Below are 13,373 nucleotides of genomic sequence, written 5' to 3'. Positions count from 1 at the left end.
TACCTCAAGACAGCGCCGTATCCTGCAGATACGGCTGATTCACGATAGTCGCCGGACAACCAGCGCTCGTGTTGTTGTTCTGAGGAATGTTGTTGCCGGGTAGCGTGCTAGCGGTGTCTTGCACACCGCCGATGGTGTAGGTCACAATGGCGGTGCCATTCGCGCTGTCGCCGTAGCCGGTCGCCTTCACTGTCAACACACGACGCGTCATTGCGGGCACGGTGGTGGATGCAGGGTCCAGCACCGTTTGTACGACGCCGTTGATGTCCAGCGCGTCAAACGTCACCGTGAGTGGCGTGTTGCCCGTGTTGTTCACCGTCACTTCGACGACGTAGGTCTTGATCGCCCCCCCACCCGGAATCTTGCAGAACGTGCCATTGAGCGACACAGGCGGTAGCGACGCGGCCGCCATCGGCACGGTCGACGCGACAGCGACGGCGGGTACCGCCCAGGCCATCGCCTTGGTCACAGTGCGGCGGCTCACACCGCTCTGTTCGTTCTCAGACATGTGATGCCCCCAGTAGTTGTTTATGCTCGCCATAGTCCCCAGTACGAGCGGGTGGCAGATCCGGCCGATGCCTTCACTCCACCGCGATAATGCTAGCGTATTCCCAGGCTCGCGAGAACCCCGTGACGCCTAGGTATGGCAGGGGATTGTGGGGATGAGGGACACGCAGACGCCCCGCAGTGTCGTCGCCCAGATGGCGGCCCTGCTGCGGGTCACCGGCGCGAAGCCATCGCGATGGATCGCGACGACTGTTCTCGCGTCGATCATCCTCGCCGGTCTCGATCTGGTGGGCGTTGCCGCCATGATCCCGCTGATGCAGCTCGTCACGTCGCAGGGCCCACTCGACGGCGTCAATCGCGTCATCGCCGACGTGATCGGCACCACCGATCTGCAGGTGCTCATCCCCGTAGTGGCCGGCGGCGTCGCGCTGGCCTTTCTGGTCAAAAGCGCTGGGTCGCTACTGTTTCGCTGGTGGCTGCTCGGTCGCACCACGCGCGTGTCTGCGTTGGCCTCGGTCGAACTCATGCGCCGCTATGTACTCGCACCGTACGGGCGGCACCGCCAGCGCAGTCTGAGCACGATCTACCGCAATATCAATGATGCGACCAGCCAGTCCGCGAGCGTGCTTCTTGCCAGTTTGACGCTGTGCACTGACGCGCTCGTGTTGGTCGCGATCATCGCGGTACTGCTGGTGAGTTCCCCCGGCGTGGCCTTGTTCGCGGTGGCGCTCTTCGGCGTGCTGGTCTTCGGTGTGCAGTACGCCCTGAGACGACGTCAAATGCAGATCGGCGAGAACGTGGCCGATGCAGCGCTGAGAGCCTGGCAGTCGCTCATGCCCGGGCTGGACGGCTTCCGTGAGACACGTCTCAGCGGCAGCGCCGATCGGTTCGTGTCCAACTATCGTGACGCGAAACTGTACGGGGCGCAGCAGTCTCGAATGATGGGTTTCCTGAGTGACATCCCACGCTATCTGCTCGAGGTCAGCTTCATTCTCGCGATTGCGGGGATCGCAATCATGCTGTTCGCCATCGGCCAAGGTGACCAGGTCCTCCCCGTCCTTGGCCTCTTCGCCGCGGCATCGATGCGCGCGCTGCCGACGCTCAACCGCATCACCGCGAACATCGGAACCATGCGCGCCGGCCGCGCGGGCCTTCGGATCTTCGCCGAGGCCCTGGCCGAGCTGGATGCAGAAGGCATGCACAATGCCCAGCGCTCAGATGGAGACCTCTACTCAGGCGATATCCAGCTCGATGAGGTGACGTTCCAGTACGCCGATGCCGACCGACCGGTGCTCCAGGGGCTCTCTCTGCGCATCCCCGCGAACGAGACGACCGCCTTCGTCGGTTCGAGCGGGGCGGGCAAGAGCACGCTGCTTGATCTGATCCTCGGCCTGCTCTCCCCTACCTCAGGAACGATCACCAGCGGCGGGCGACCGATCGACGATGATCTCGCCGCGTGGTACGCCGGACTCGGCGTCGTCCCGCAAGAGGTGTTCCTCGCCAATGACACCGTCGCTGCCAATATCGCATTCGGCGTTGCGCCTGCTGAGTTCGATCACGAGTGGATGCGCGAGGTCGCATCCATCGCCCAGCTCGACGCGCTGATCACTCATCTGCCCGAAGGCTTCGACACGATCGTCGGTGACCGCGGTGTGCGCCTCTCGGGTGGTCAGCGCCAACGCGTCGGCCTGGCACGCGCGCTGTACCGCCGGCCGCGGGTGCTGGTGCTCGATGAGGCGACGAGCGCCCTCGACAATGCCACCGAGCATGAGATCGCGGCGACGCTCGACAGCCTTCGCGGCAGCATGACCGTGCTGATCGTCGCCCACCGGCTGTCGACAGTTCGCGACGCCGATACGCTGATCTTCCTGGAAGCGGGTCGCATCGCGACGAGTGGAACGTTCGACGAGGTTCGCGCTTCGAACGAGGAGTTCGCCCGGCTTGTCAGGTTGGGAAGCCTAGAGTAGACGACCATCCGGAGCAGACGAACGGAGCAGCCGATGGGCCCGAAGCCATTGCACATCGTGCAGATCGCGCCCCGGATCGCGCCCGGCGCCGGCGTCGGGGGCGTCGCATATCAGCTGGAGCGTGAGTTCGTGCGCGCAGGCGCCGTGGTCGAGCGGTTCACGGGCACCGAAACAGGGCACGGTGTTGATCCGGCCCGCCGCAACCGGCTGCAGCACCTGTACGACGTGCTCTGGTTCTCTACCGTCGGCACGGTACGCGCGAAGCGCTTCCTCGCGTCGCGCCCAGAGGCGATCTCGATCTGCCACAACGACGCGATGGTGGGCGATGTGTACGTCAACCACGGTCTGCTGCAGACGGCGATGCGCGCCCGTGGCAGTTACTTCTGGCGCATGCTCCGCAATCCCCTGCACATCTACACGTCCGTGCGCGACAGCATCCGATATCGCGGACGCACGCACCGTGCCGTGGTGGCACTGACATCGAACGAGGCGGCGGGACTCCGACAGGTCTACGGCCGAGTCGCGGCGCCCGTGACAGTGATCGCGAACGGCGTCGATCTGGAGCGCTTCCGCCCGCCGACACCTGAACAGCGCGAGGCCGCGCGCGAAGCCGAGGGAGTTACGGCCGACCAGAGCGTGGCCCTGTTCATCGGGCACGAGTTCGAGCGCAAGGGCCTGCCCGTGGTGCTCGACGCGCTCAGGCAGGTACCCGGCGTACGGCTCGTCGTCGTGGGCGGCACCGCCGCCATGATCTCGGATGCCCGCCGCCGCGCGGCACGTGCCGGCGTAGCCGACCGCGTGCGCTTCGCCGGTCAGCTGGATGATCCACTGAGCACGTTGCATGCGGCCGACTGCTTCGTTCTGCCGAGCGCATACGAGGCGAACGCGCTGGTGGTGCTGGAAGCATTAGCGTGTGGAGTTCCGGTCGTCGCCACGCCAGTCGGTGCGGCACCGGATCTACTCACCGACGGCGTGAACGGAGCGATCGTGCGTCGCAATCCGGATTCCGTCGCGGCAGGGATCTCGCGCGTGGGCATGCCGGACGCCACGATGCGCACAGCAGCCCGCGCCGTCGCAGAGAAGCACAGCTGGTCCAACGTGGCGCAGTCCTATCTCACGCTCGCGGAGTCGCTGCGCGGCGACGAGCGACCGCTCTCGATCGTGCACGCGATCCGTTCTGACGGGTTCTCCGGTGTCGAGCGGTTCATCGCACGGCTGGCGGTCGCACAGCTGACCGCGGGCGCGCGTGTGCGCGTGATCGGCGGGGACCCGGATCGGATGCGCGCCGCCCTCGGGAGCGGGATCGCCTACGCGCCCGCGCGCACCACGCTCGACGTCATGCGCGCGCTACGCGTGCTGCCCGCCGATGTCGACGTGGTCAACACACACATGACGGCTGCTGACACCGCGGCTGTCGCAGCGTTTGGATGGCGGCGTGCTCGCCCGGCCGTAGTCTCAACGCGACATTTCGCCCGACCCCGCCGTCGTGGCATGGACCGCCTGATCGGGACCACGGTCGATGCCGAAGTGCTGATCAGCAACGCGGTGGCAGCCGCGAGCGGGTCAGCGGGAACCGTGGTGCACACCGGAATCGCCGATCTGCCAGGCACACCGGGGGGCGAGCGCAGCCGGATCGTGCTGGTCGCGCAGCGGCTGCAGCCCGAGAAGGCCACCGACGTCGCGATACGAGCGTTCGCGTCTTCCGGGCTCGCAGACGCTGGCTGGTCCATGCAGATCGCAGGCGATGGCCCCGAACACTCGGGGCTGGAAGCCTTCACCCAACAGCTTGGCGTCGCGCACGCCATTGATTTCCTCGGGCATCGCGCCGACGTCACTGAGCTGATGACCACAGCCGGTCTTCTACTTGCTCCCTGTCCCCTCGAGGGGTTGGGTCTGTCGGTGCTCGAGGCGATGCGGTGTGGCTTGCCTGTGGTGGCCGCAAACGCCGCGGGCCACATCGACCTGCTGGGCGGCCTCGACGAGCGCGCACTGTTCCGACCAGGCGATGCGGAGGATGCCGCGCGGTGTCTGCGCGCGCTGGCAGACGATCCCGCTGGTCGCGAGCAACTGGCGATCGACGCCCGGCAGCGACAGCTGACGTCGTTCTCGATCGACGCGCAGGTGACCGGCACCGACGCGGTCTATCGAAATGCCACGCGGCGCCGGCTGACTTCCAACCTTCACTCGATAGCGCTCACCACTGACGAGCGATCTTCTCTGCCTCAGCAGGGCTCGTCGCCGGACGCACGACGTCGGCGATCGACGGGGTGAACCAAGCATCGGCATACGAGGTGAGCTTATGGGTCGAGTTGTCGAGATAGACAACTCGACGATCCAGATGGATGCCCCACAATTGCCGCAGTTTCTCACCAGCGATCGAACGCAGATAGTGTGGCGCCGAACCCGGCGCACCCTCACTTATGCGCATATCGCACGTTCCCGGCCGAGTCTGTTTGGAATGGCGCAAATTTCCGGCTCGACACTGTTGACGAAGGCTGCCCCCATCTCTGCCCCGCGAGTGAGAACCGCGCACGGAAAACGAACTCGGGATAGATCTGCTGCAATGCCGGAGTGTAGTGATCGATCGGCGCGTGAACCCGCGGCCCGTCAAGGAAGTCGGCGATGACACTAGCGAAGTCCGTCCTCACCATGTAACAATGTGTCCCCCATCCCATTTCTGCGCTCACGACGGTGGGAGCTGACAGCCGCAATCGAGGCCGGACAATCTTGCTAGCTCGACGAACCTTCGGATTGGCGACGATGCGATCGCGACATAGACGAAGATGGTCCGGGCGTTCGGTCAGCGGCATCCAGCCCAGTTGCACGTATCGAGCGCCCTGCCACCCCGCGTCTTCCTCGGCGCGCTCCAGCTGACCGCCGAAGTCGTCCCAGAAGAGCACATCATCTTCAAGAACGAGGACCCAGTCGCGCTCTTCGGATGCTACTGAGCGAAGTAGCCGCTGGTGAGAGAGCACGCAACCGACTTCGCCAGGAGTCAGGCCATGTCGATGTAGAGGAAGCTCCGCCATGCTTCGGCCGTCCACGGCCGAAAAGACCTCCGAGTCCAACCCCACCGAACGCTCAGCCGCTCGGAACGCCGCGAGGCGCGCCTCTGCCCCGGGTAGGTTGATCACAACTGATCTCATCGTGTTGTCCTTTGCTGCCCGTTTCTGCGATCGAGAGCGTCCAACAGATCCGCACTCAGCACCGGATCAACTTTTCTGCAAAATGGCGCTCCCGAAGCCGTGATCATCTCAAGATGCTCGATCGTGTACGTAATGGTGGCATCTTGCATGTCATCCCAGTGATCCAGTGTTACCGGCGGCATTTTGGACGGCGGTGACAGCCATCCCAGGGGCGTGACGAGTGCCGACTCATCGGGGATCACCGACCGTCGGTACAGGCGTCGCAGAGCTGACCCGATAGCGAGATCCCTGTCGAGCAACCGGTCGAGTTCATTCCGGCGAAGAGCAACCCACTGCGCGCCGAACCAGTAGTCGCGGCCTTCCGGAATCGGGTTTCGGACGCGCCGGACACCGTAGTAGATTCCCCGTCCGCGAGCGACGTGACGAACGCTGAACAGCGGTTCAAGCCGCCGCGCGAGAGCCCAGCGACCCCGTGCCCAGAGTCGGTTCATGACAGGCGGCCAGCGCAGCCAAGAAGGCAGGTAGGGTCGGACAACATCCGCTGGCGAGAGGAACCAGCGATATGAATAGCGCGTCGCTCTGTCGTCCCCTTCGCCGCGCTTCTTGCCCCAGTGCGGGATGTACACCACTGGGCGTGCACGACCGATCCAGCTTGGCGCGCTTAGCGCTTCGCGTTCCCATGGCCCTAGCGGACGTGTCGGGTAGTCCTGCCCCGAGATTAGCGTGACGAGCTCAGCGTCATATCGTTCACGGGCGATCGAGAATCCCTGCAGAGTCGCCTCAACGAGCTCCCACGAACCCCAGTCGCAGGCCAAGCCGTGGTCCACCACGACGATGCGATCATCATCAGCGCGCTCGGGGAACCGCTCACGTCGTGCGTCATGCATGATCACCACGCGGGCGTGCGGGGATGACTCCAAGATGGCGCCCGCCAGTCGACGCACTTGTGGCCAGTCTCGGTGCGAGAGCACGACGTAGACGCTGCGAGTCATATGGCGCTCCGTTCGGCGCGCCACATCAGCGAACGGACAACCGCGGGCATCCGAATGAATGCCTGATCCCACCAAGCGGGGAGGATCGCCTTCGAGAGTTGAAGCGCCTCGCGTCGGCCGGGACGATCATCATTGTGCCGAGCCGCATCGAGCGCCGCGAGCACCTCATACCGGTAGTTTCTGCGATACGCAGATAGCGGGCGATGCGGGGGCGTGGGCAGCGTCGTCGGCTGCCAGAACGATTGGATCGCCCGCAGCACCGAAAGCGTCTTCTCGGTGCTGCGCCCGCTCATCGCGTTGGTGCCGTGGTCGCGGAAGAATGCACGTCGTTCGGGGAGCACATTCCATTCGGTCAGCCGCGCGACGTTCACGTACATGGTCCAGTCCTCGGCGGCGATCAGGCCCTCGGGGAACCCGCCCGCACGCCGCAGGATGTCGGTGCGCACCGCCGCAGTGCTCATCGAGCCGGCGAGTCCCGCGAGCAGTGCATCGAAGCTGCGCCCCGTGATGTCGAGATAAGTCATGTCGTTCCGTGGCTCGACGACCTCGATCGCGGCCAGGCAGCCATCAAGGTCTACGGCTGCGAACTCTTCTCTCGGGCCGATCTCGGCTGCGAAGCTCCAGTAGGGAGCGTTGAAGGCACCCGCGTCGGGGGCGGCATCGATGGCCGACACGAGGTCTGCGAGGTACTTCGGATGCAGCAAGTCGTCGTCGTCGAGAAAACACACCCAGTGGGTATCGACGAGTTCGAGACCGGCGTTGCGAGCCGCGGCCACGCCCGCGTGAGTGATCGGATGCACGTCGATCGGCCGGCTTGCGAGACTGCTGATCGAGGGGTCGTCCAGCCCGTCGGGAATCACGATGATCCGATCGAACGCGCGCTCTTGACGCAGTGCGCTGTCCACGGCCTGTTCGACGAACTCAGCGCGCTGATTCGTCGGTATCACGAGGCTGAAGGTCGGCACCGGATCCACACCCTCGCCGGCTGTCACGGTCGTGCCCGGTTGACTTCACGCGCCCTGTCCTTCGGCGCGATCGCCGCACCCAGACCCGTCACTGTGCCGGCGACGTCGACTGCCGCGCGGGTCAGTCCGCCTGCGACCCCGCGAAGCTTCGCTGCGATCCCGGGTTTTCCGGGCCACGACGTCACCCCCGAAACAAGCTCTCGACCTGTCGCGACCACGATCGAGCCGAGGTAGCGGATGAAGTGAGAGTCGGTCCAGCCCACGGTCGTCGTCAACAGCAGAATGTGGTTCCGCGCCCCGTAGAAGCGATAGCGAAGATCGAACCGCGCACCCTTCGAGTAATCGCCGGCGACATGCCGCACGACGGCGTCAGGTGCGTAGACGATCCGGTGACCGGCCAATCGCACGCGCAGCGCCAGGTCGCTGTCTTCACGAAGACAGGTTCCCGGGTAGTAGTCGTGGATGCCCCCGAACGACCGCAGCACATCGTTGCGCACCGACATGTTGGCGCCCAGCATGTGGTCGGCTTCGATGGTGCGACCGGGGTCAGCCGCGAAGTTGCCCGTCAGACGCCCGTTGGGCAGAAACCTGCCGATGCGGTCGATCCCGTGCCGTTCTTCACCGGACTGACCATTGCGAGCTCGCCCGCCGACGGCGCCGACACCGGGCAGGTCGTAGGCGGCGAGCAGCCGTTCGAGCCACTCCGGTTCGGCGAAGGCGTCGTCATCGATGAACGCGATGACGTCTTCGATGGCATCGCGCGCGCCAATGGCGCGCGACGCGGCGAGCGTTCCGAGACCGAGCGTGTTGCGCCGGTAGTCGATACCCTCGAACTCGGAGACCACAGCCGCGGTTTCATCGTCGGGTGAGGCGTCGACCACGACGATCCGTGCCGGGGCGACGGACTGACCGCCAAGGTGCTCGAGGCAGGTGCGCACGTAATCCGGACGGCGGTACGTCGCGACGATGACGACGGCACTGCGATGTGACACTTCTCTCCCCGTCTGCTGCGACTCCCCACGTGCCGCTGCTGCCATCAACGATAGTCGGCTTTGACGTCCCACCACGGCTTCGGATCGATCATCACGTGATCGCCATACTTCAGCGCCAGCGGCTGCAGGATGTCGCCGATCAGATCCATCCATTCGAACGGGTACCCAGGATCGGACTGTTTGCGAGGGTGCTCCGCAAGCGCAGGAGCCGCGTACGTCAGTGTCCGTTCCACTTCGCGCAGCCACTCCGCGGTCAAGGGCGTATGCGAGCGCGCCAACAGCATGCCCCCGGTTGGGAGGCTGCGGTAGTAACGGCGCATATGCCTGCCAAGGCGCCCACGGTTGTTGCCGGTTTCGTGTGGACTCGGCAGCGCGGTGGAGAGCAACCACGCAGAGTCATTCTCCATCCGCGAGAAATGCTGCTCCCATGACGTCGTCATCGGCTTGATGTCGCAGTACGCACCGCCATAGTGATACATGAGGTACGCACGCAGGTAGTCCGATCTATGCGTGTATGACAAGTCCTCGTACGCTGCATGCAGCGGGTGCCCCTCAATGAGGTACTGCTCGAGGTTCTCTGCAGTCACGAGCACGACCGGTACCGGGGCGGCCATGGCACGAAGCTGCTCCAGACCGGCCTTGCGCACGGCGCTCATCTCATTCGCACCCGTCCAGACGCTCCAGATCACGCGGGGAAGCTCGCTCGGCCCGCCCAGATCCTCTGGTGGGCGACGTTCCAGGAATGTGTGAGGGTACTGCCCATACCAGAACGGTTGTCGCCGCAGCACTCGCGCAGAGATCCGGGCACGCAGACTGACAAGATTGCGATACGCCACCGAATCCGTCCAACGGCGGACCACCAACGTGGCACTTCTCTTAATGAAGCCAGGTTTCCCCATGATCATGTCTCCCAGTTGATCGCCCGTTAATCATCATGGCAGGCCGCACTGTCAGCCATCCAAGATGGCGACACACAGGGACGTTCCTACAAGATAGAGATCGACAGAACTGGGGGCCGGCCGATGACGACGCCACGGCTGAGCATCGCGCGCATCGCGACCGACACACCGATGGGTGCGCAGGCGTACGAAGCTCAGGTGATCTCACGAGCCGCTGCGGCGATGGGCACCGACTGGGCGGTGCGCGAACTGGTAATGCGGTCGATGCGCTCCCCTCTTGCCGGCAACCGCCGGCTGCCGATGGGACGGGTGGCACAGGCGCCGGCATCCGTGCGACGCATGCTGGGTCGGATGCTGTTTAGAGGCGACACCGTTTCGCATCGCACTTCTCTCGAGCTACCACCCGCGCCGCACGCCGACGTGATCACGTTGCATGATGTCGTGGCGTGGCGGTTCTCGGATGAGTCGGCACCTGTTGCCGCCGCGATCGACGAGGCCCGCCGCGCCGCTGCCGTCATCTGTGTGTCGCAGTTCACCGCGAAAGAGGCCGTCGAGTTTCTCGGTGTGGAGGACCCACATGTGGTGCCCAACGGGATCGACCCGCGGTACTTCGACGCAGCACCGCTCGCCACCGAAGCGCTCGTTGGCTTGGGTCTTCGCGGCCCGTATGTGCTGCACGCCGGTGGTGCCGCAACGCGCAAGAATCTCGACGCGCTGGCGGTGGCATGGCCGCTGGTGCACCGCGAACGACCCGACCTGACTCTCGCCCTCGCGGGCCCTGCCCGCCCGCGCCGCACGCAGCTGTTCGATGGCATGCCAGGGACAGTGCTGCTCGGACGCCAGCCCGATGACTCGATGCCGGGGCTGGTGGCCTCCGCGACCGCGATCGTCGTCCCGTCGCTGTACGAGGGGTTCGGTCTGCCGGCGCTCGAAGCGATGGCGGCCGGGGTTCCTGTGGTCGCAGCGAATACCAGCAGTCTGCCGGAAGTCGTCGGTGATGCCGGGCTGCTCGTTGAGCCGACCGGAGCTGCCATCGCCGACGGACTTCTGCAGATCACGGCAGCAGATGCCGGTATCCCGACGCTCATCGCCGCCGGCCGAGTCCGCGCCGCCGAGTTCACGTGGGAGCGATCAGCCGCCGGACACGCCGCGATATGGCGGTCGCTGCGCTGAGCTCAGCGACGCTTGAGCACCCGCTGGTAGACGTCGAGGTACTTCTGCGTCACAGCACCCCAGCTGAACTCCCGCACCCGCGTGAGCCCCGCGCTCGTGAGACGCGAACGCAGCGTGTCATCAGACAGCACGCGTGCCAGCGTGCTCGCGAGAGCGTCAGTGTCTTCAGGATCCACCAATACGGCATCGACGCCATCCGTCGTGAACTCTCGGGCGCCTCCGCGCGTCGTCATGATCAGAGGCGCTGCATCGCGCCATGCCTCAAGCGCCACGATTCCGAAGGCTTCGTCACGACTGGGCACGACCATCGCCTCGGCCCCAGCGGTGAGAGACGCGACCTGCTCGGCGTCCTGCCAGCCCAGCATCGTCACGTCGTCGAGCAACCCCGCTGCAAAGATCTGCTCTTCCAGACGCTCACGCTCGGGTCCGTCGCCAGCGATCACCAGACGCACATCTGCAGCGATGGTGCCGCGGACGCGTCCGACGGCGAATGCGTCGATCAGCAGGTCGACCCCCTTCATCCACCCCAGCCGTCGCACAGCCAGAATGTATCGTCCGCTGATCGGTGTCGGACCCGTTGCAACGTGCAGGTCGACACCGTTGGCTACCACCTCTCCTCCGCTCAGCCCGAAGTTCTTCCGCAGGTCGGTCAGCACGTAGTCGGTCGGCGCCGTCACTGCGGCAGCGGCAGCCAGTGAGCGGCGCAGCCCGTCACGCAGCAGCGCAGATCGGGCGAACACCGAGGTGTCGTCACCAGTGGTCTCGCCGTGCGATGTTATGACGAGCGGTGTGCGATACCGGCGGTGCAGGGCAAGGGCATACAGCCCGTTCGGCCCGAAGCAGTGCACGTGCACGACGTCGGGCTTGAGCGAGCGGTGCGCTTGCGTCCAGGCGCGCCATGCGGCCGGGGCCCGCGTCACGAATCGCGCCATGCTGCCGAGGGAGCGCGCCGGAAGAGGCGTGGGGAGATAGCGCACGACGACGCCATGACCAAACGGCTCCGCCGGTCTGTCCCCCCGATCCACAGCCCATACCTCGACGGTATGACCGGCAGCGGCTAGACCTCGCGCCACCTGTGCGACATGTTCTTCGACGCCTCCGACGTGCGGAGCGAACGACGACGTGACCAGCGCGACGCGGCGCGGTCGATCAGCCTCTCGCGTCATTGCGCCGGGCATCGACGTCGACCGTCGCTCCACGCAGGAGATCCTCGAAATTGGTGACTTCGCCAGACGATTCGGTCGTTGCCTCGGGAGCGGCGGTGCGCCTGCGGCGGGCGACACGGATCGGTCCGGCGGAGGCAGCGTCTCGCGAACCATCTCGCTCGCGTGCGGCCCCACCAGACGACCCGGCGGGAGTTCCGCTCGTTTTGGCGCGGCCCTTGCGCGAATCGTAAGCGTACTCGTAGGTATCCATCGTGCCGACGGCCGGCATGTGGTTGAGCACGATGCCGAGCACCTTGCCATGGATACGTTCCACCGCCGTGATCGCCTTCTCGACGTGGTCGTAGGTGCTCTTGCCGACCGAAGTGACGAGCAGAGCGCCGTCGGCGTGGCGGGTGAGCACAGCGCTGTCGGTGACCGAAAGCAGGGGCGGCGCATCGACGATGACAATGGCGTGCTTGCCGAGATCCGAGAGGATGGTGCCCATGCGCTCGGAACCGAGCAGCTCGCTCGGGTTGGGTGGGATGGTACCGGCGGGCAGCACGATGAGGGTGGTGGTGTCGGATGCCTGGTGCAGCACATCGGCGAGCTGGACTCGGCCGGCGAGCGCATCGGTGAGACCGAGATCGCCGCGGATGCCCATGGTGTCGGCAACGGTAGGGCGTCGAAGGTCCCCATCTACCAGGACGACTGACTCGCTGGCATCGGCAAGCGTCCGGGCGAGTGACGCCGCGATGGTCGATTTGCCCTCACCGGGAAGAGCGCTCGAGACCACGATGATCCGAGGCGGGTCGTCGACGTTCATGAACTGCAGGTTGGTGCGCAGCATGCGCAATGACTCGCGCAGCGCGAAGTCGACGCGGGCCGCCTTGCTGCCCGCAGGAGGCGTTGAAGCGCCGCGATGCAAATGCTGCCGGTCGGTGAGTACTGCCGATTCGGGCAATGCCCCGACCACCGGGAGACCGAGTCGCTCTTCCACGTCATCAGTCGGACGGATTCGTCGGTCGGAGACCGCTCGCACCAGCGCGAATGCGATGCCGCCGCCAAGCCCGAGCACGCCACCGACGAGCATCGCCACCTTCGTGTCGGGGAAGGCGGGCGAGGTCGGCAACGAGGCCGATTCTGCGAGCGATACGGTCATCTCACTGGTGCCGGGGGCGCCGTCCACACCCTCGTTAGCATCGATCGTCGCAATCAGGCCCGAGACCCAGGCTGTCGCAAGGTCTCGAGCTGCTTGCGGTGAATTCCCGGTCGCGGTGATCTTCAGGATCGCCGTGTCGTCGGGATTCTCGACGGTGATGCGCCGCACCAGCACGTCGGGCGCTGTGTCGATGCCGAGCTCCTGTGCCGCAGCGTCAGCGGTGGATCGCCACGTGGCCATGTCGAGGTAGGTGGCAACCTTTCCGCGGGCGAGCATGTCACTCTGCTGCGCGGTGAGCACCCCGCCGTCTTCGAGAGTCGCCGAGCGCGGTTTGATCAGTCCACCGGCATCCGCCTGGTAGACCGGCGTCTGTATGCTGGCCCAGCCGAATCCGACGGCGACACCCAGCACCGTCATGAGCACGACTG

Annotated in this window: 11 protein-coding genes; 3 read left to right on the top strand and 8 right to left on the bottom strand. The window is 65.5% G+C overall.

Going from position 1 to position 13,373, the window contains the following annotated elements:
• Positions 1 to 4 precede the first annotated feature (4 nt).
• Positions 5 to 508 carry a hypothetical protein gene (locus tag WDU99_RS07975; protein WP_337331916.1) on the bottom strand — a complete coding sequence of 168 codons (504 nt, stop codon included), beginning with the start codon at positions 506 to 508 and terminating at the stop codon, positions 5 to 7.
• A 154-nt stretch (positions 509 to 662) separates the two neighbouring features.
• Between WDU99_RS07975 and WDU99_RS07970 the strand changes: the two genes are divergently transcribed.
• Together WDU99_RS07970 and WDU99_RS07965 are read left to right on the top strand one after the other, a co-directional pair.
• A complete protein-coding gene (locus tag WDU99_RS07970) occupies positions 663 to 2,474 on the top strand; it encodes an ABC transporter ATP-binding protein (protein ID WP_337331915.1) in 1,812 nt (603 codons plus the stop codon).
• A gap of 537 nt (positions 2,475 to 3,011) precedes the next feature.
• A complete protein-coding gene (locus WDU99_RS07965; RefSeq protein WP_337331914.1) occupies positions 3,012 to 4,745 on the top strand; it encodes a glycosyltransferase family 4 protein in 1,734 nt (577 codons plus the stop codon).
• 143 nt (positions 4,746 to 4,888) lie between these two features.
• Here WDU99_RS07965 and WDU99_RS17265 read toward each other — a convergent pair whose 3' ends face one another.
• Genes WDU99_RS17265 through WDU99_RS07945 form a run of 5 tightly spaced genes read right to left on the bottom strand, consistent with a single transcriptional unit; the run spans position 4,889 to position 9,474 of the window.
• Positions 4,889 to 5,620, bottom strand: a complete 732-nt coding sequence (locus WDU99_RS17265) for a glycosyltransferase family 25 protein (protein ID WP_420063990.1) — start codon at positions 5,618 to 5,620, stop codon at positions 4,889 to 4,891.
• Positions 5,617 to 6,612, bottom strand: coding sequence for a hypothetical protein (locus WDU99_RS07960; RefSeq protein ID WP_337331913.1), 996 nt, complete (start codon positions 6,610 to 6,612; stop codon positions 5,617 to 5,619). Before WDU99_RS07960 ends, WDU99_RS17265 begins: the two co-directional genes overlap by 4 nt.
• Positions 6,609 to 7,577 (bottom strand): glycosyltransferase family 2 protein, encoded by a 969-nt coding sequence (locus WDU99_RS07955; RefSeq protein WP_337331912.1) that lies wholly within the window; start codon positions 7,575 to 7,577, stop codon positions 6,609 to 6,611. The genes WDU99_RS07960 and WDU99_RS07955 overlap by 4 nt, the downstream gene beginning before the upstream one ends.
• 23 nt (positions 7,578 to 7,600) lie before the next feature.
• Complete coding sequence (locus WDU99_RS07950) at positions 7,601 to 8,569, bottom strand: glycosyltransferase family 2 protein (RefSeq protein WP_337331911.1); 969 nt, start codon at positions 8,567 to 8,569, stop codon at positions 7,601 to 7,603.
• Positions 8,570 to 8,613: 44 nt separating this feature from the next.
• Positions 8,614 to 9,474: a capsular polysaccharide synthesis protein gene (locus WDU99_RS07945; RefSeq protein WP_337331910.1), complete on the bottom strand. Its 861-nt coding sequence runs from the start codon at positions 9,472 to 9,474 to the stop codon at positions 8,614 to 8,616.
• Positions 9,475 to 9,591: 117 nt separating this feature from the next.
• Here WDU99_RS07945 and WDU99_RS07940 point away from each other — a divergent pair, with 117 nt between their 5' ends.
• Positions 9,592 to 10,641, top strand: coding sequence for a glycosyltransferase family 4 protein (locus tag WDU99_RS07940; RefSeq protein WP_337331909.1), 1,050 nt, complete (start codon positions 9,592 to 9,594; stop codon positions 10,639 to 10,641).
• Between the two features lie 2 nt (positions 10,642 to 10,643).
• Here WDU99_RS07940 and WDU99_RS07935 read toward each other — a convergent pair whose 3' ends face one another.
• Positions 10,644 to 11,807, bottom strand: a complete 1,164-nt coding sequence (locus WDU99_RS07935) for a glycosyltransferase family 4 protein (RefSeq protein WP_337331908.1) — start codon at positions 11,805 to 11,807, stop codon at positions 10,644 to 10,646.
• Positions 11,791 to 13,119, bottom strand: coding sequence for a tyrosine-protein kinase domain-containing protein (locus WDU99_RS07930; RefSeq protein ID WP_337331907.1), 1,329 nt, complete (start codon positions 13,117 to 13,119; stop codon positions 11,791 to 11,793). The genes WDU99_RS07935 and WDU99_RS07930 overlap by 17 nt, the downstream gene beginning before the upstream one ends.
• Positions 13,120 to 13,373 lie beyond the last annotated feature (254 nt).

It is taken from the genome of Microbacterium bandirmense, from assembly GCF_037204185.1.
In the GTDB taxonomy this organism is placed as follows: domain Bacteria; phylum Actinomycetota; class Actinomycetes; order Actinomycetales; family Microbacteriaceae; genus Microbacterium; species Microbacterium bandirmense.
The sequence above is the reverse complement of the archived record's forward strand: the minus strand, read 5'-3'. Positions and strand labels throughout refer to the sequence as shown.